Raw genomic sequence first — 17,052 nt, 5'->3', positions numbered from 1 at the left:
CCGTTCTAAACTTTTGTTAAAACACAACTTAAAACCTAAAGAGACTTATTAAACTTATCTTGACTTTTTCTTATTCAAACCTAAAAACTCAATACTTTTTTGATTCAACAATTCAAGAAATTCCATTTCTTTTCCATAATTAAGCAGGGAAAAATCAAAACCTTTACGTTCAACAAACCTTATAAACTCTTCTACTCGATGGCTTGGAATATTAAAATTATCAACTAAAAATTCAGATCCAAAATAGTACTTTATTGATTCTACAGGAACATCAGGAATACCAGATTCTTTTTTATCAGTAACCTCAGATCTAAATAAAGGCAATAATAATTGATCAACTACATTTACTATATTAAGTCCGTTAACCATAGCTAAGTGTTCTGTATTTGCAATGTTTTTAGATTTGGACTTGTAATCATCCCTAAAATCAAAATCATCTTTATTTTTAATTCCAAAATATAAAGCATCTAATTTGGGCTGAAAAAAATTGGTGTTCTGTATATCTGTATTTAAATTTCCTGATAGTGTGTTTGATGATACCACAATCTCCTCTAACTCATAAATTTCTTCAATTAAAAAAAGCTTCATTCTTTTAGACTTAATAATCGCTTCATTAACTTTAAAACTAAGATTTTGATATTGTAATGCACTTACTTCAATTAAATCGTCTAACGCAACATGCAAATTAAATTCGCCATTCTCATCAGTAATGACGCCCTTATTTGATGATACATTATAAATGGTAATACCAGAAATATCACTACTTTCAACAATTATTTTTCCGCTAACCTTAACACGCTTAGCATTTTGAGATGTAATATGCATTGTAGACAATAATGCAAAAAAGAAAATGGCTTTTTTCATATTATTTTTTATTGAAATTAACACTTTTATTAGACTTTTCAATACTTGAACCTATAAATATTTCTTATACATCATATTAATTTTCGTTTTATAATATTAGTTTTACCATGAAAAATATTTATTATGAAAAACATAATTATTGCGAGTACCTCAACAATTCACGGAAGTGGTTATCTAGACTATATTTTAGATGATTTGACTATTTTATTTAAAGGAATTAAAGATATTTTATTTATTCCTTACGCCAGACCAAGTGGTATATCTCATGATGAATACACTAAAATTGTCAATACTGCTTTTTCTAAAATCGATAAAACTGCAACAGGTATTCATACTTATGAAAACCCTATTGAAGCTATTAAAAAAGCCAAAGCTATTTTTATTGGTGGTGGTAATACATTTGTTTTAACTAACCAACTTTATAAAAACGATTTAATACATACCTTACAGGCAGTTGTAAAAAACGGAACGCCTTATTTAGGGACAAGTGCTGGCAGTAATATTTGTGGGTTAACTATCAATACAACTAACGATATGCCCATTGTGTACCCTCCCAGTTTTAAAGCTTTAGGCTTTGTTCCTTTTAATATCAACCCTCATTATTTGGATCCCAATAAAAGTAGCAAGCATATGGGAGAAACTAGAGAAACCAGAATAAAAGAGTTTCATAATTTTAATACACAACCTGTTATTGGTATACGGGAAGGTAGTTGGTTACATGTAAAAGACTATTCTATTATTTTGAAAGGGGATTTAACTGCACGTGTTTTCGAGTATAACAAAGTACCATATGAGGTAAAACCTGGAACAGAATTAAACCAATTAAAATAAAAAAAACTCCATAGAAATATGAAGCTTTTAGAGCGGGAGACCAGGTTCGAACTGGCGACATTCAGCTTGGAAGGCTGACGCTCTACCAACTGAGCTACTCCCGCGTTATTGAGCTACAAATATATGTAAACTCATAAGTCTTATGCAAGAAAAAATCATAACTTTTTTAAAAAATGGTATCCCAAAATACTAAAGCCCTCATTATAATAAAACTTGTGAGAAGCATAATTGCTTACATACGTGTTTAATTCTACAGATTCATAACCTTTTTCTAAAACATAATTATATATCCATTGAAAAAACTGCTTACCTATACCTTGTCCTCTATAAGCATCATCTATATAAACATGATCAGGCTCTACACTCTTTCCAGAATAATGTCGTGTGCAAAACCACAAACCTGTAACTCCTATTAATTTATCGTCATCATATATTACTGCACATTCATAATTTTGGGTAATCATCTCAGAAAAACGCTGTTCTAAAATTGCATAAGGAATTTTATCATCATTTAATCTTTGCACTAAAGGAATAATATCATTTATCTTTTCTTTTTCTATAATTTTAAACGTATAGGACATGGAATCTCTTTATAAATAAATGCTTAAAATTAGTTTTATTTTACCAAATTATTATAAGAACTTATCTTGACTTTTTCTATTTCCTAAAAAATGGCTAAAATTCGCCCATATGTTGTTACTTTTTTTATGCTTAGCACTGCTATGCCTTGCAAAAAATGCCGCATCTGAACAAATTTTATCTCATTTTCGGTTAAATACAAAAAGTCAAGATGAATTCATAGTGACTTTTAATAAAATATAGTGTCTTATAAATAACAGGTTTTTATTCAGACTTATATTTATTTCAATTAAACTAGCTTAATGTATAAAATTTCATATTTTTAATTGCATTAAATCTTAAAAAGATGAGAGGAAAAAATCTTAAATTCCGTTTATTAATAGGTGCTGCCATTGCATTATTCTTTGTTTTTAAAAGATGTAGTCAGCAAGAAGTGAATCCGTATACAGGAAGAACGCAAACCATATCTATGACCCCTGATAAAGAAATTGCTATTGGATTACAAAGTGCCCCTCAAATGGCACAACAGCACGGTGGTTTACATTCAAATAATCAATATCAAGCTTTAGTAGATAATGTTGGAAACAAATTAGTCAACAATAGTATCGCTAAAGACACACCATACCAATACGAATTTCATTTACTGGCAGACCCTAACACAATTAATGCCTTTGCACTACCTGGAGGCCAAGTATTTATAACGTATGCACTGTTTTCAAAATTAGAGAATGAAGATCAGTTAGCGGGGGTTTTAGGTCATGAAATCGGACATGTTCTAGGTCGTCATAGTGCAGAAAGAATTGCTGAAAGCGAATACTGGCAAGGCTTAACAACAGCTGGTTCTGTTGGTGCGGACATGGGTGGACTTATAAGTGGCATTGGTCAAAATACATTACTTACTAATGGTAGAGATGATGAACTAGAAAGCGATGAACTTGGAGTGCTTTTTATGCTTAAAGCTGGTTATAACCCAGAAGAAATGATTGGTGTTATGGAAATTTTAAAAGCTGCTGCTGGTCCTAATCGAGTACCTGAATTTAAAAGTACACACCCAGACCCAGGTAACAGAATTGAAAAAATTCAAGAAGCTATAGAAAAATACAAAAATCAATAAATGTAAGTTCAATAAAAAAAAGCCTTGAAAATCAAGGCTTTTTTAAGAGAGTGACTAACTCAAAATAATTATTAATTTTATAATTATTTTTTCCTTTTAGATTTTGATTTTGCTATTGCCTCTTTTATAATTGCAGCTGCATCATTTGCTCCATGCAATTCAGCATATTTTAATGCTGTCATTTTTTTAGCAGATTTTGCCTTTAAATTAGCTCCTTTAGCAATTAAAAGTTTTAAAATATCAGTTCGGTTAAATTTTGCGGCATACATAGCTGGGGTCATTCCATTAGACATTTCATTTACATCTGCTCCTCTTTCAATAAGTTTTTGTACTGTTTCTAAATCTCCTTTAGCGATTGAAACGCAAAATGAGTTCACTTTAAACACAAATTCTACATGTGTAGTATTAGTGTTTTCTGTAATAGCTTTAGCATTAACAGTTACAATAGAGAAACATAATGCAATGGCGGCGATAATGACTGATTTTTTCATGATGAATGATTTAATGATTTGATTAATGATTGTTTTTGATATACTAAAGAGACGATATTAATTTCAAACTGTTACATAAAAAATAATAAATAACACATTTTTAACTTTTTTTTCACAAATAATTAACTGAACGATTCTTTTTTTAAAAACCCAAAAAAAGCCTTAAAAAATCTAGTATTTAAAAGGCTATTTGCGCGTTCTTTATATTTAACTTCTTTATCTTTGTTTCATATTAAATTTTAAGAAAAATGAACAAAAAAGTTATCTTAATGATACTTGATGGCTGGGGTAATTCTCCAGACCCTAAAGTTTCTGCTATCGATCATGCAAACACCCCTTTTATAGATTCTCTTTATAAAAAATATCCTTTTGCTACATTAAGGACTGATGGGTTACATGTTGGTTTACCAGAGGGTCAAATGGGAAATAGTGAAGTTGGACATATGAACCTTGGAGCAGGTCGCATTGTTTACCAAGACTTAGTAAAAGTCAATTTAGCCGTAAAGAACAAAACATTAAATAACGAAAAAGTATTGGTAGATGCGTTTAACTATGCAAAAACCAATAATAAAGATGTTCATTTTTTAGGATTATTAAGCGATGGTGGTGTGCATTCTCATATCGACCATTTGTTCGGCCTGTTGGATGCTGCTAATGACTTTGGTTTAACTAAAACTTTTGTACACGCCTTTACAGACGGACGTGATGTAGACCCAAAATCGGGTTATGGCTTTCTTACAGAATTGGAAAGTCATTTAGAAAAAACAAATAGCAAATTAGCCTCTGTTACTGGTCGTTACTATGCTATGGATAGAGATAAACGCTGGGAACGTGTAAAATTAGCTTATGATGCATTAGTTCATGGTGTTGGTGAAAAATCTACCAACGTAACCGAGACCATTCAAAAAAGCTATAAAAATGACATTACCGATGAATTTATTAAGCCAATTATTATGGTTGATGAATCTGGTAATCCTCAGGCTAGCATAAAGGAAGGTGATGTTGTTATCTTCTTTAATTTTAGAACAGATCGTGGTAGAGAATTAACCGAAGCTTTATCTCAAACAGATTTCCACGAGCAAAATATGCACAAATTGGATTTGCATTATGTAACACTTACAAATTATGATGAAACTTACAAAAATGTAAATGTTATATTCAATAAAGACAATTTATCTGAAACACTAGGTGAGGTTTTAGAAAAACATAACAAAAAGCAAATTCGTATTGCCGAAACGGAGAAATATCCACACGTTACTTTCTTTTTCTCGGGCGGACGTGAAGAGCCTTTTAATGGTGAAACACGTATTTTAAGAAACTCGCCAAAAGTAGCTACATACGATTTAAAACCAGAAATGAGTGCTTACGAATTACGTGATGCATTAATTCCTGAGCTTCAAAAAGGTGATGTAGATTTTGTTTGTTTAAATTTTGCAAACGGGGATATGGTAGGTCATACAGGAGTTATGGAAGCTGCCATAAAGGCGTGCGAAGCGGTAGACACATGTGTAGAAGATGTTATTACAACAGCTTTAGAGAATGGCTATTCTACATTACTTATAGCCGATCATGGAAACTGTGAAACTATGATAAATCCTGATGGTTCACCTAATACAGCACACACAACAAACCCTGTTCCTGTTATTTTAATTGATAAGGAATTAAAAACTATCAAAGATGGTCTTTTAGGAGACATGGCACCTACTATTTTAAAGCTAATGGGTGTCGAACAACCAGAATCTATGACCCAGAATGCCTTGGTTTAAATAAGTAAAAAATAAATTGTTGTACTTTTGTTATAAACCCAAGTTTATAACTTATAATGAATTTTAATAATCAACTTATTATTGCAATCGATTTTGATGGAACCATTGTTGAGGACGCATACCCTAAAATAGGGAAGCCCATATTGTTTGCTTTTGAAACTTTAAAACAGTTACAAGATGACGGACACCGGCTTATTTTATGGACTTACAGATCTGGTGAAAGATTAAAAGAAGCCGTCAAATTTTGCGAGGATAATGGGATTATTTTTTATGCTGTAAATAATAGCTTTCCTGAAGAGAAATATACTGATGACGTTAGCAGAAAAATTAATGCTGATTTATTTATTGACGATAGAAATATAGGAGGTTTCTTAGGTTGGGGAGAAATATATCAATTACTCACAAATACCAAACCTCCTGAAATAGAAAAAAAGAAAGGGCTTTTTGGCTTTCTAAAATAGCCCTTTTTAAATTAGCTCATAATAGGTATTATTAATAGATTCTCTATGATCTGGATGTGCTATATCTACCAAAGCTTTCACTCTTTCCTGAATCGTTTTCCCATATAAATTAGCTATTCCATATTCTGTAACAACATGGTGCACATGTGCTCTGGTAGTAACAACACCAGCGCCTGGTTTTAAAGACGGAACGATTCTACTAACTCCCTTTTTTGTAATTGAAGGTAATGCTATAATAGCTTTCCCTCCGTGACTTAAAGATGCACCTCTAATGTAATCCATTTGACCTCCCACTCCCGAATACATTTTAGCTCCAATAGAATCCGCGCAAACTTGTCCTGTTAAATCTATCTCAATAGCAGAGTTAATGGCAACCATCTTAGGGTTTTGTTTAATAACAGACACATCATTCACATAGTCTGAAGCACGCATTTCAACAAAAGGGTTGTCATCTACATAGTTATACAATTTTTTAGAACCAATTAAAAATGTTGCTAATGCACGTCCAGGATTAACGCCTTTAAAGTTTCCATTAATTACATCTTTCAAAATTAAATCAATGACCCCATCAGAAAACATTTCTGTATGTAATCCTAAGTCTTTATGATTTGTTAAACGTGATAATACAGCGTTAGGAATCGTTCCTATTCCCATTTGCAATGTGCTTTTATCTTCAATTAAACTAGCTACATAGTCGCCTATTTTATTTTCAATAGCCGATGGATTTCCATACGTATGGGTGGGTATAGGTTCGTTACATTCAACGAATAAATCTATCTCAGTAATATGAATAATGCCATCTCCATGGGTTCTTGGCATCTGTTCATTTACTTGAGCAATGACAATTTTTGAATTATCTATAGCAGCCAAACTGGCTTCAACCGAAACACCTAACGAACAATACCCATGCTTATCTGGAACAGATACATGAATTAACGCGACATCTAACGGTAAAATATTTCTTTTAAACAATAATGGTAATTCACTTAAAAAAACAGGAGTATAAGATCCGTTACCAGCAGTTAATGTATGCCGCACATTATTTCCAATAAAAAACGAATTCACATGAAAACTATCACTAAGTTTCGGATTAGCATAACCTGTATCTCCTTCTACATGTAAATGACAAACCTCAACATTTCTTAATTCCTCATGGCGCTCCGTCATGGCATTCATTAACAATTGTGGAGCTGCTGCTGCTGCTTGTACATAAACCCTATCGTTACTTTTAATTACTTTTACGGCATCTTCAGCGCTAACAATCTTATACATCTTAATTTAATTTAGTACATAAATTTATTCATTTCTATCCTTTTAAAAAATGTCAAAAGTCATGTTATCATTAAAAATATTAATACTTAATTTTAAGTATCTTTGCCATTATTTTTTTAGACATGATTGTAGTAAAAACAAAAGAAGAAATAGAGTTAATGCGTCAAAGTGCATTAATAGTTTCAAAAACGCTTGGTATGCTTGCCAAAGAAGTTAAGGAAGGGGTTTCCACCATGCAACTAGATAAACTTGCTGAAGAATTTATAAGAGATCAAGGGGCTTTACCAGGGTTTTTAGGGTTGTACGACTGTCCATCAACTTTACTTTGTAGCGTAAACGAGGCTGTAGTACATGGTTTACCAACACAAACACCTTTAAAAGATGGTGATATTGTTTCTATTGACTGCGGTGCATTAATGAACGAGTTTTACGGAGATCATGCCTATACTTTCGAAATTGGAGAGGTAGACCCTGAAACAAAAAAGCTTATACAGGTCACTAAAGAATCACTTTATATTGGTATTAGGGAATTTAAAATCAATAATCGCGTGGGTGATGTTGGTTATGCTATTCAACAACACTGTGAATCTCATGGTTATGGTGTTGTTCGGGAATTAGTTGGTCATGGCTTGGGTAAAAAGATGCATGAAGATCCAGAAATGCCAAATTACGGTAAGCGTGGTCGTGGTAAGAAATTTGTTGAAGGTATGGTAGTCGCCATTGAGCCAATGATAAATGGAGGCACTCATAAAGTAAGGCAATTAAAAGACGGTTGGACTATTGTTACTCAAGATGGTAAGCCTAGTGTTCATTTTGAACATGACGTGGCACTTGTAGATGGAAAACCTGAAATATTGTCAACGTTTGCTTATGTACATGAAGCTTTAGGAATTGTGAGCACTGAAGAAGATGAATTTAGACAAAAGGCTTTAGTCCTTTAATTTTTTTAGACACGAATTTCACTAATTTGCACTAATACTTACTCAATATCTTTTTTCTATTTGCTTAATACTATATGTCTGATTTAATTTATAAAGAAGAAGCCTATAAAATTATTGGTATTTGTATGGAAGTACATAATCAATTAGGAAAAGGCTTTAATGAAGTTGTTTATGCAGATGCTTTAGAAATAGAATTAATGGATAATGGAATACCGTATTCCAGAGAAAGGAAATTTGGTATTACTTACAAAGGAAATTTACTACCACATAAATATAAAGCTGATTTTATTATAAATGATAAAATAGTATTGGAACTAAAAGCAATTAACTGTTTAACTACTTCTAACATAAAACAGACGTTAAACTATCTTGCAGTGTCAAAATTGAAACTTGGTTTATTAATTAACTTTGGAGAAGATAGCTTAAAATACAAACGAATTGTATTATAATGATTCGTGAAAATTAGTGAGATTCGTGTCAAATAACTCGGCGTAACAACTTGAAAAAACTCTTTAAATTCATACTAAATTTTACCCCAAGACCTTTACTTATCAGGTTAAGTTATTTGGTGCGTCCTGTTTTGGCATTCTTACTAAAAGGTGATACCTATACCGATCCTATAGATGGCAGAAGCTTTAAAAGTTTTTTACCATATGGTTATGGCAAGCAACGTAACAATGTACTCTCCCCTTCTACGCTTTCTTTAGAACGTCATAGATTGCTATGGTTATATTTAAAAAACGAAACTGATTTCTTTCAACCTGAACCTATTTCAGGTTCTTCAAAAAAAGAATCGAAAAGAATTATTTTAAGAGCTACTGAAACAAGTTCGGCATTAAAGGTATTGCATTTTGCCCCAGAACAAGCATTTTACAAACGCTTTAGAAAGATGAAAAATCTTGATTACGTGACAACCGATTTGAGTTCTCCTTTAGCCGATGTAAAAGCCGACATTTGTAACCTCCCATTTAAAGATGATGCATTTGACATTATTTTTTGCAATCACGTTTTAGAACATATTCCAGACGATACCAAAGCCATGCAAGAACTGTATCGGGTTTTAAAGGTTGGGGGGATGGGTATTTTTCAAATCCCGCAAGACTTAGCAAGAGAACAAACTTTTGAAGATAATACTATAACGGATAAAAAAGAGCGTGCCAAAATATTTGGACAATATGACCATGTACGCGTTTATGGACGTGATTATTTTGATAAACTCCGTAGTATTGGTTTTAAAGTCGATGAAGTGGATTACACAGCTAACCTTTCAAAAAAAGCTATTGAAAAGTATTGCTTAGCAAAAGGTGAAATTATTCCCGTAGTTTATAAATAAAAATAATTTATTAAATCTATTCTTCATGACACAACAAATTATAATTGCTACAGGTGCTTTATTTGGTATGTTATCTGTGATTTTTGGAGCTTTTGGAGCTCATGCATTAAAGAAAATTTTATCTGCCGAACAGTTACATAGTTTTGAAGTTGGTGTAAAATACCAAATGTATCATGCTATTGTATTATTAACTATAGGTCTAAATTCTAACAACATAACCTCTGCAGCCTATTGGTGCTTTACCTTAGGGGTTATATTATTCTCTTTTAGTATTTATGGGTTAGCATTATCAGATGCTAAAGGGGAAAAGTTTCGGTTTTTAGGTCCTATTACTCCAATAGGAGGCTTACTTTTAGCCATTGGCTGGTTGCTTTTACTAATTAACGTTTTATAAAACACACTTACTTTATAAGTTACTGTTCAGTAAACCCATTCAAAGACAAAGTTTCCAGTTCTTTTTTATCATTTTCAAAAATCAAAAAAACCTTAAGTTCGGGGTGTGATTTTAAAAAAACTTTCACTTTTTCAATCCCCATGGTTTTAAACGCCGTTGCATAGGCATCAGCAATCATACAATCCTCAGCAATTACAGAAATGCTTAGTAAATTTGTTTTACTTGGATACCCTGTTTTTGTATCAATAATATGAGCATACCGATTGCCGTCTTTATCTATTTTGAATTTCCTGTAGGTTCCCGAAGTTGCCATCGCTTCATTAGTTAAAACAAGAACTCTGGAAAGCGATTGAGTACCATCAAAATTAGGATTCTCGACACCAACCCTCCAACCACTATTTTTTTCTATATTAATGCCTTTAGCATGCAGCTCTCCTCCTATATTAATGATGTAATTATGAGCGCCTTTCTTATCTAAAAATTCTGCTATAACATCTACTGCATACCCTTTTGCTATGGCGTTAAAATCTAAAAAGGTCCCTTTTGGCTTTGTAATAGTATTATCAGTTCTGAGAACCTTATTGAAACCCACAGTTAACATCAAACTATCAATTTTTAAACTATCTAAGTTTACAATTTTACCTTCAGGTCCAAAGTCCCAGGCATTTACAATGGCACCAATGGTAGGATCGAAAGCCCCTTTTGTTTCTTTATAAATTATTTTTGAAACTTCGTATACTTTTCTAAAATGTGTATCAATTTTAACTGTTTCGTTTCTATTCAACTTAGAGATATCTGAATTCGTTTGGTAGGTTGACATTGATTTATTAATCACATAAAATAAACTATCAATTTGTTTTTCATAATTTACTTCTGAGCTATATGTTACTTCATAAAATGTTCCAAAAACGGTTCCGGAAAGCTTCGTGTTTTTTAGTTCTTTTTTACAAGAAATCAATAATAAAAGGGCTAATAGTAATGTAACCTGCTTCATTTAGTTAAAATTCGTTTCTAAAACCTGTATCCCGTTATATTCTAAAAGGTATTCCTCATTTAAAAAAATAGGTCCTGTTTTTTTATCCATATTACCTAACCCAACACCAGCATATAGAACCTTTGCATCCTTTTCCCGAGCATGTTTTTTAAATGATTCCATCCAAACAACATCATAATTATTAGGGTTGTCCGGCAATATTACTGCTCTTACAATTACAAAATAGTATTGCTTATTCTTATCGATACAAACAAACTGCGGATGCTTTTTAAGTTTACTATTTACAGCTATGAATTCGAAACCTCGTTCTTCTAAATCTTTCCCAACATAATTCATAGCTAAATTATGTAGTTCTTGTTCTGTAAGTGGTTTACTCATAATACAAAATTAATATTTAATATTCATATTCAACTAACACCAGATTTAAAAAATGTTTAAATTTAAAAATTATAAATTAGTTTTATACACATAATATTCTAGATGAGTAAACACCCTGTTTCTAAAAAAATCGGATTAATATTAGGCCCTGTTTTTTTCATTATTTTGCAAGTTTTACCTTTTGAGATTGTTTCTGAAAAGGCAGATATTGTAATTGCCACCGCTTTGTGGATGGTATGCTGGTGGATAACCGAAGCTGTTTCTATTTCCGTGACTTCGCTTATACCCTTATTACTATTTCCTTTATTTAAAGTAATGCCTATGGGAGAGGTTGGTTCTAACTATGGAAGTCCTATAGTCTTTTTGTTTTTTGGCGGTTTTGTGCTGGCATTAGCATTAGAGAAAGTAAATCTACATAAAAGAATAGCTTTAAGTATTATAAAAAAAACAGGAACAACACCTAATAAAGTTATTCTTGGTTTTATGATCGCTACTGCTTTTATGAGTATGTGGATAAGTAATACAGCCAGTACTGTAGTGATGTTACCAATTGCAATGTCTGTTATAAAACTATTAATTGATGATACTGATGGTTTCACCAAAAAAGATCAGAATTTTGCTCTTAGTATTATGCTGGGGATTGCTTTTTCGGCAAACGCTGGAGGTATTGCAACAATCATCGGTACGCCTCCTAATTCAGTTTTAATAGGTTTATTGGAAAATGAATATAACATCGAAATTTCCTTTTTCAAATGGATGCTTATTGGCTTTCCCTTTTCAATTATCTTAATTACCATTATCTACTTTACACTTGTAAAATGGATGTTTCCAAATACAGGTCTTGTATTCAATGCCTCAAAAGAAGTCATAAATACAGAACTTCAAAAACTAGGTAAAACATCGTCTAAAGAAAAACATGTACTTATTATTTTTGCAATCGTTGTTTTTCTTTGGATATTCAGGAGCCTTATCAATTCATTAATTCCTGGGCTAGCCTTATCAGATACCATGATTAGTGTTTTTGGAGCCATAGCTCTTTTTGCTATTCCCTTCAATTTAAGGACTGGTGATTTTATTTTAGTATGGAGCGATACTCAAAAACTAGCGTGGGGTATTCTAATTTTATTCGGCGGCGGTTTGGCTTTGGCTAAAGGTATGTCTTCTAGTGGTATAGTTAATCTGGTCGCTACAGCTATTTCAAGCAGTAATATTAGTATTCTACTCATGACTTCCTTATTAATTATATTAATGCTTTTTATGACAGAACTAATGAGTAATGTAGCTCTTGTAGCGGTTTTAGCTCCTGTTGTAGCTGGTATAGCTATTGGTTTAGAAATTCCTCTACTGTACTTACTAATTCCTGTAACCATAGCTAGTAGCTGTGCTTTTATGCTTCCTATGGCAACACCTCCCAATGCTATAGTTTTTGCTAGCGGTTTCATAAAGGTTAATCAAATGGCTCGTGTAGGTATAGTAATTAATATCATTGCTATAATATTGCTTATTTTATTATTCAAGTTTCTTTTACCTTTAGTATTTTAATAAAAAACACCTATGCCAAATTGAAACTTCTTATAAAATATATTGCAATTAATCTTAACCTCTGTTATCAATAAACCATACTTTCCTTTCAAAAAAATAAAAAAATAGGTAATATTAAACATACAAATTAAAATAAATTTAAGATTTTTCAACAAAAAATAAGCATTTTGTCGATTATTTATGCTTTTTATCTGCTTTATTTAAAAATAAATTTATATTTACCCCGTTATTGAAAAAAATGAATTAGGGGACAGTTAAATCGACTTTAATTTATAGACTTTAATAGCACACTAACGAACCCAAAATAGAATAAATGTTGAGTTTATTCTTTTAATGAATTTAACCATGTAAAACCTAAAATCACCAATTTTAAGTTTTACAACAATACTTTTAATTATGAATAAAACAATATTAAAAACCCTAATGCTTTTTTGTTTTATTATTTCTTGTAAAACAAGTGTAAAAGAAAATGCCAATACAGATAACTGTGAACTGTTTCAAATTGGAAATTATAACTTTTATAATCCAAGAGTTTATGAACGTCCAGTAATCTTTAAAAAAGGAAGCCATGAGTTGTTACATACTGAATACACTCCAAAATGGTACCCTGGCTACTGTGCCGAAAATTTACCTTCTTACTTTAAAACAAAAGAAGAATTTTTAAAACATGTACATTCTAGTAAATTAGAGCGTCTTAGTACTCCTTATTTTGAAAAAGTGTATAATGGAAACAAATACAATTTAAAAGGAAAGCCAGGCTTATACAACGATGATTACCATCTATTGTTTAGAGGTACCGTTGCCGTTAAGAATGTAAAATCAGGAAATGAATATCTTTTAGTAGCTGGAAAAAGTTACATTGATAATGAATCTGACTACGATAAAAACACTGATTTTTATGAAAGCGATGTAAAAACTATGTTTGCTTTTATTCTTGAAGACGGTGCATATAAATTTGTTGACCCTAATCTTGTATTTGGAACTTTCACAAAAGAACAACATGATAAAGTGTATGATATTTTAAGTGTAAAATCATTAGTTTATGCTTCTTGTTTTGAAAATGTAAATACTACAAGAAAGCCTAACTTTGATAGTTCTGCATTACCTGGTTGGGTTTATAACAAATCTGATTTAGATGATTAATCATTATAATGCTTAATACTTTTTAATTAGGTATTTAATATATAAAAAAAGCTTTACTCTAACCCAGTAAAGCTTTTTTGTGCTTTTAATAATCAGATTTCTTAAAAGTGAAATTATTTAAACCGAACAAATTTAGAACTCATAAATGTATAATTTGAAACAGGAATCACTGCATCTTTTTTAAGCTCATACCAGGGTGAGATATCTGAATCCTCTAAATTCTTAACCAAATGAACACTTTGTGCCGGGGTATTTCCTTGAAATAATAAATACAATTTCTCTCCTTTACTGTTTATAACTTCATCACATATCATAACAATATGCCCTGGTGAGCCTCCTCTAATGAGCATGTCTCCAATTTTTAGGTCTTTAGTATCCTCAATTTTTGGCAATTCGTTATACAATGAAAGTGTACCAGAATACATGTAAATTAAATTTAAATACTTATAAAAATTCTCTTTAGAATGATTTTTTGAAGCCGATTTATGAAATGTTACTCGGTTACCATTAATTTTCGGTCTGTAGCCTTCTGCATATTTTAGCCAAGAACAGTAATGACCACTCGTAAAATTAAACCCAATGTCCTTTTTTCTATTATTATCCCATAGAAACTCGCTTCTTACTCTAATTAAAGCATCAGCACATTGTTGTAATCCATTTTTAGGCACCTGAATATTTAATATACCAACATGACCACCTTGCCAATAATATTCAGAGCCATTATAATTAATAACCTTAGCTCCAAACGTTTTTAATTTATAGTTACGTAAATAGTCTTGAAAAGAACCTTCTGGGTACTGTACGCGTTTATAACCATCGGGAGCATTAACTCTGGATCTTATTGTGAGACTATCTTTATTTAATAAACTAAAGCCAGATGTCTCTAATGTAGTCACAAAACTCTTAGCTGCACTTTTAACTCGTCTTAGTTGGAGAATGATAATGCCTACTACAGCTAGAGTCAAAATAGAAATTAAAAGTCTTTTCATGCTTCATTAAACGTTAATGATTAAGGCTTGGTATCTTATTAATAAAAGTTTAAGAGTAATTTTAACAGTTTAAATTTATATTTTTTAGTAATTTAATCTAAAAATCATGCTTATGAAGACTTCAGAACGTTTGGAACAGGCCTTAAAAAAGTTATATACTGCATTTCATAATAATGAATTAAACCCGGAATGCTGTAAGCAGTGTGCCGTTGGCAATATTTTAGACAACACTGATAGTTGGAAATACCTTTCCGATGTACATGGGTCATTAAAATTGAATTATATCGGCAAAGTGCATGAAACACTTGAAAGACGATTTAATGGTTATACGCCTTTAGAATTATTAAAAATTGAAAATATTTTTTTAAAAGCCTGTGGTTATACCTTACCTCTACATCATAAAAATAAGAAGCCTAACAACCCTACTGATAAAGATATTTTATTTAATGGTTTAAACGAAGTCGTGAGGTTTTTATGCCATTTAGACAATATTTCTAATGCCATGGATTATACAAAACTGTTTGAGTTTGAAAATGAAGAACCGAAATACGACTTAGATTTTTTCAATTAGAGGGACCTACATTCATATTTTTAAATGAAAAAACCCAACAGACTGTCGGGTTTTATTTTATATTTAAATGGCAACTATTTTCTAGCCTCCAAAGTCATCAAATCTGATATGCTCATCTGGGATACCAAAATCTTCTCCCATTTTTTGAACCGCCTTATTCATTAATGGTGGTCCACAGAAATAAAGTTCGATATCTTCTGGTGATTCGTGTAAACTTAAATAGTTATCAATTACACAGTTGTGAATAAATCCGACAAAACCGTCACCTGGTGCATCAATATTTTCTTTCACTTTCCAGTTATCTTCTGGTAAAGGTTCAGATAATGCCAAGAAAAATCTAAAGTTAGGGAACTCTTTTTCTAACTCATAGAAATGCTCTAAATAGAATAATTCACGCTTAGATCGTCCACCATACCAATACGTTACTTTTCTTCCAGTCCTTAACGTTTTGAATAAGTGATATAAATGCGAACGCATTGGTGCCATACCAGCACCCCCTCCTACGTAAAGCATTTCACTTTCAGATTCATTAATAAAGAATTCACCGTAAGGTCCTGAAATGGTTACTTTATCACCTGGTTTTTGAGCAAATATATAAGAAGATGCTACTCCAGGATTAACATCCATCCATCCATTTTTAGCACGATCCCATGGTGGTGTAGCAATACGTACATTCAACATAATCTCACGTCCTTCAGCAGGGAAAGAGGCCATAGAATAAGCTCTTTCTACTATTTCAGTATTCTTCATTACTAACGGCCAAAGACCAAATTTATCCCACTCGGCTTGAAACTTATCTGGCGTTTCATGTTCTTCAGGGTGCGCAGTAATATCTATATCTGAATACTTAATTTCGCATTCAGGGATTTCAATTTGAATATACCCTCCTGCTTTATATCCCATATCTTCAGGAATTTCAACAACAAACTCTTTAATAAAAGATGCTACGTTATAGTTACGTACAACTGTTGCTTCCCATTTTTTAATACCAAACACTTCTTCTGGAATGGTAATATTCATGTCTTGCTTTACTTTAACCTGACAAGCTAAACGTGCACCATGTTGTAATTCTTTACGTGTAAAGTGTGGCGTTTCTGTTGGTAAAGCTTCTCCTCCTCCTTCTAATACGTGACACTCACATTGAATGCATGTTCCACCACCACCACATGCAGATGGTAAAAATATTTTTTGGGCTCCTAATGTTGTTAATAAACTATCTCCAGAAGCGACTTCAACTTCACGTTCACCATTAATGGTAATTTTTACTGGACCAGATGGTGATAGTTTTTGTTTTACAAATAGTAGTAAAGCGACTAACAACAACGTAATGATTAAAAATGCTGTTACTGTTGCTACTATGGTTCCTAATGTACCTGCTGCTAATATCAT

At 31.9% G+C, this 17,052-nt stretch carries 19 protein-coding genes and 1 tRNA gene; 11 read left to right on the top strand and 9 right to left on the bottom strand.

What is annotated here, in order from left to right:
* Positions 1-54: 54 nt before the first annotated feature.
* Complete coding sequence (locus EM932_RS07815; protein WP_135876626.1) at positions 55-864, bottom strand: carboxypeptidase-like regulatory domain-containing protein; 810 nt, start codon at positions 862-864, stop codon at positions 55-57.
* A gap of 123 nt (positions 865-987) precedes the next feature.
* On the opposite strand from EM932_RS07815, the gene pepE reads away from it, so the two are divergent.
* Positions 988-1,695 (top strand): dipeptidase PepE, encoded by a 708-nt coding sequence (gene pepE, locus EM932_RS07810; protein WP_135876625.1) that lies wholly within the window; start codon positions 988-990, stop codon positions 1,693-1,695.
* Between the two features lie 31 nt (positions 1,696-1,726).
* Here the strand turns inward: pepE and EM932_RS07805 are convergent.
* Both EM932_RS07805 and EM932_RS07800 read right to left on the bottom strand, forming a co-directional pair.
* A tRNA-Gly gene (locus EM932_RS07805) sits at positions 1,727-1,799 on the bottom strand.
* Between the two features lie 51 nt (positions 1,800-1,850).
* Entirely contained in the window at positions 1,851-2,276 is a 426-nt protein-coding gene (locus EM932_RS07800) for a GNAT family N-acetyltransferase (RefSeq protein ID WP_135876624.1), read from the bottom strand.
* A gap of 344 nt (positions 2,277-2,620) precedes the next feature.
* On the opposite strand from EM932_RS07800, the gene EM932_RS07795 reads away from it, so the two are divergent.
* On the top strand, positions 2,621-3,388 hold the full coding sequence (locus EM932_RS07795) for a M48 family metalloprotease (RefSeq protein WP_135876623.1): 768 nt from the start codon (positions 2,621-2,623) through the stop codon (positions 3,386-3,388).
* Positions 3,389-3,471: 83 nt separating this feature from the next.
* On the opposite strand, the gene EM932_RS07790 is transcribed toward EM932_RS07795, so the two are convergent.
* Positions 3,472-3,879, bottom strand: a complete 408-nt coding sequence (locus EM932_RS07790; RefSeq protein WP_135876622.1) for an ankyrin repeat domain-containing protein — start codon at positions 3,877-3,879, stop codon at positions 3,472-3,474.
* Between the two features lie 248 nt (positions 3,880-4,127).
* Between EM932_RS07790 and gpmI the strand changes: the two genes are divergently transcribed.
* Together gpmI and EM932_RS07780 are read left to right on the top strand one after the other, a co-directional pair.
* Positions 4,128-5,645, top strand: coding sequence for a 2,3-bisphosphoglycerate-independent phosphoglycerate mutase (gene gpmI / locus EM932_RS07785; protein WP_135876621.1), 1,518 nt, complete (start codon positions 4,128-4,130; stop codon positions 5,643-5,645).
* A 56-nt stretch (positions 5,646-5,701) separates the two neighbouring features.
* On the top strand, positions 5,702-6,106 hold the full coding sequence (locus EM932_RS07780) for a BT0820 family HAD-type phosphatase (protein WP_135876620.1): 405 nt from the start codon (positions 5,702-5,704) through the stop codon (positions 6,104-6,106).
* A 6-nt stretch (positions 6,107-6,112) separates the two neighbouring features.
* On the opposite strand, the gene EM932_RS07775 is transcribed toward EM932_RS07780, so the two are convergent.
* Complete coding sequence (locus EM932_RS07775; protein WP_135876619.1) at positions 6,113-7,378, bottom strand: acetyl-CoA hydrolase/transferase family protein; 1,266 nt, start codon at positions 7,376-7,378, stop codon at positions 6,113-6,115.
* A gap of 122 nt (positions 7,379-7,500) precedes the next feature.
* Here EM932_RS07775 and map point away from each other — a divergent pair, with 122 nt between their 5' ends.
* From map to EM932_RS07755, 4 genes are all read left to right on the top strand, one after another.
* Positions 7,501-8,319: a type I methionyl aminopeptidase gene (gene map / locus EM932_RS07770; RefSeq protein ID WP_135876618.1), complete on the top strand. Its 819-nt coding sequence runs from the start codon at positions 7,501-7,503 to the stop codon at positions 8,317-8,319.
* A 74-nt stretch (positions 8,320-8,393) separates the two neighbouring features.
* Entirely contained in the window at positions 8,394-8,768 is a 375-nt protein-coding gene (locus EM932_RS07765) for a GxxExxY protein (protein ID WP_135876617.1), read from the top strand.
* A 50-nt stretch (positions 8,769-8,818) separates the two neighbouring features.
* The gene (locus EM932_RS07760; RefSeq protein ID WP_135876616.1) at positions 8,819-9,652 is read left to right on the top strand and encodes a class I SAM-dependent methyltransferase; all 834 of its coding nucleotides are present in this window, start codon (positions 8,819-8,821) and stop codon (positions 9,650-9,652) included.
* 25 nt (positions 9,653-9,677) lie between these two features.
* Positions 9,678-10,046, top strand: coding sequence for a DUF423 domain-containing protein (locus EM932_RS07755; RefSeq protein ID WP_135876615.1), 369 nt, complete (start codon positions 9,678-9,680; stop codon positions 10,044-10,046).
* A gap of 19 nt (positions 10,047-10,065) precedes the next feature.
* On the opposite strand, the gene EM932_RS07750 is transcribed toward EM932_RS07755, so the two are convergent.
* Both EM932_RS07750 and EM932_RS07745 read right to left on the bottom strand, forming a co-directional pair.
* On the bottom strand, positions 10,066-11,040 hold the full coding sequence (locus EM932_RS07750) for an FAD:protein FMN transferase (protein ID WP_135876614.1): 975 nt from the start codon (positions 11,038-11,040) through the stop codon (positions 10,066-10,068).
* Positions 11,041-11,418: a Na(+)-translocating NADH-quinone reductase subunit F gene (locus EM932_RS07745; protein WP_135876613.1), complete on the bottom strand. Its 378-nt coding sequence runs from the start codon at positions 11,416-11,418 to the stop codon at positions 11,041-11,043.
* A 102-nt stretch (positions 11,419-11,520) separates the two neighbouring features.
* Here EM932_RS07745 and EM932_RS07740 point away from each other — a divergent pair, with 102 nt between their 5' ends.
* Both EM932_RS07740 and EM932_RS07735 read left to right on the top strand, forming a co-directional pair.
* On the top strand, positions 11,521-12,960 hold the full coding sequence (locus tag EM932_RS07740; RefSeq protein WP_135876612.1) for an SLC13 family permease: 1,440 nt from the start codon (positions 11,521-11,523) through the stop codon (positions 12,958-12,960).
* Positions 12,961-13,356: 396 nt separating this feature from the next.
* Positions 13,357-14,103 carry a hypothetical protein gene (locus tag EM932_RS07735; protein WP_135876611.1) on the top strand — a complete coding sequence of 249 codons (747 nt, stop codon included), beginning with the start codon at positions 13,357-13,359 and terminating at the stop codon, positions 14,101-14,103.
* A gap of 113 nt (positions 14,104-14,216) precedes the next feature.
* On the opposite strand, the gene EM932_RS07730 is transcribed toward EM932_RS07735, so the two are convergent.
* Positions 14,217-15,092 carry a DUF4846 domain-containing protein gene (locus EM932_RS07730; RefSeq protein WP_135876610.1) on the bottom strand — a complete coding sequence of 292 codons (876 nt, stop codon included), beginning with the start codon at positions 15,090-15,092 and terminating at the stop codon, positions 14,217-14,219.
* A 112-nt stretch (positions 15,093-15,204) separates the two neighbouring features.
* On the opposite strand from EM932_RS07730, the gene EM932_RS07725 reads away from it, so the two are divergent.
* The gene (locus EM932_RS07725; protein ID WP_135876609.1) at positions 15,205-15,663 is read left to right on the top strand and encodes a Na(+)-translocating NADH-quinone reductase subunit F; all 459 of its coding nucleotides are present in this window, start codon (positions 15,205-15,207) and stop codon (positions 15,661-15,663) included.
* A gap of 81 nt (positions 15,664-15,744) precedes the next feature.
* On the opposite strand, the gene nqrF is transcribed toward EM932_RS07725, so the two are convergent.
* Positions 15,745-17,052, bottom strand: a complete 1,308-nt coding sequence (gene nqrF, locus EM932_RS07720) for an NADH:ubiquinone reductase (Na(+)-transporting) subunit F (RefSeq protein ID WP_135876608.1) — start codon at positions 17,050-17,052, stop codon at positions 15,745-15,747.

This window comes from Flavivirga rizhaonensis (assembly GCF_004791695.1).
Classification (GTDB): domain Bacteria; phylum Bacteroidota; class Bacteroidia; order Flavobacteriales; family Flavobacteriaceae; genus Flavivirga; species Flavivirga rizhaonensis.
The sequence above is the reverse complement of the archived record's forward strand: the minus strand, read 5'-3'. Positions and strand labels throughout refer to the sequence as shown.

Coding starts and splice junctions, on each gene's coding strand:
- EM932_RS07815 (WP_135876626.1), bottom strand. CDS start 864: ATGAAAAAAGCCATTTTCTTTTTTGCATTATTGTCTACAATGCATATT.
- pepE (WP_135876625.1), top strand. CDS start 988: ATGAAAAACATAATTATTGCGAGTACCTCAACAATTCACGGAAGTGGT.
- EM932_RS07800 (WP_135876624.1), bottom strand. CDS start 2,276: ATGTCCTATACGTTTAAAATTATAGAAAAAGAAAAGATAAATGATATT.
- EM932_RS07795 (WP_135876623.1), top strand. CDS start 2,621: ATGAGAGGAAAAAATCTTAAATTCCGTTTATTAATAGGTGCTGCCATT.
- EM932_RS07790 (WP_135876622.1), bottom strand. CDS start 3,879: ATGAAAAAATCAGTCATTATCGCCGCCATTGCATTATGTTTCTCTATT.
- gpmI (WP_135876621.1), top strand. CDS start 4,128: ATGAACAAAAAAGTTATCTTAATGATACTTGATGGCTGGGGTAATTCT.
- EM932_RS07780 (WP_135876620.1), top strand. CDS start 5,702: ATGAATTTTAATAATCAACTTATTATTGCAATCGATTTTGATGGAACC.
- EM932_RS07775 (WP_135876619.1), bottom strand. CDS start 7,378: ATGTATAAGATTGTTAGCGCTGAAGATGCCGTAAAAGTAATTAAAAGT.
- map (WP_135876618.1), top strand. CDS start 7,501: ATGATTGTAGTAAAAACAAAAGAAGAAATAGAGTTAATGCGTCAAAGT.
- EM932_RS07765 (WP_135876617.1), top strand. CDS start 8,394: ATGTCTGATTTAATTTATAAAGAAGAAGCCTATAAAATTATTGGTATT.
- EM932_RS07755 (WP_135876615.1), top strand. CDS start 9,678: ATGACACAACAAATTATAATTGCTACAGGTGCTTTATTTGGTATGTTA.
- EM932_RS07750 (WP_135876614.1), bottom strand. CDS start 11,040: ATGAAGCAGGTTACATTACTATTAGCCCTTTTATTATTGATTTCTTGT.
- EM932_RS07745 (WP_135876613.1), bottom strand. CDS start 11,418: ATGAGTAAACCACTTACAGAACAAGAACTACATAATTTAGCTATGAAT.
- EM932_RS07740 (WP_135876612.1), top strand. CDS start 11,521: ATGAGTAAACACCCTGTTTCTAAAAAAATCGGATTAATATTAGGCCCT.
- EM932_RS07735 (WP_135876611.1), top strand. CDS start 13,357: ATGAATAAAACAATATTAAAAACCCTAATGCTTTTTTGTTTTATTATT.
- EM932_RS07730 (WP_135876610.1), bottom strand. CDS start 15,092: ATGAAAAGACTTTTAATTTCTATTTTGACTCTAGCTGTAGTAGGCATT.
- EM932_RS07725 (WP_135876609.1), top strand. CDS start 15,205: ATGAAGACTTCAGAACGTTTGGAACAGGCCTTAAAAAAGTTATATACT.
- nqrF (WP_135876608.1), bottom strand. CDS start 17,052: ATGATATTAGCAGCAGGTACATTAGGAACCATAGTAGCAACAGTAACA.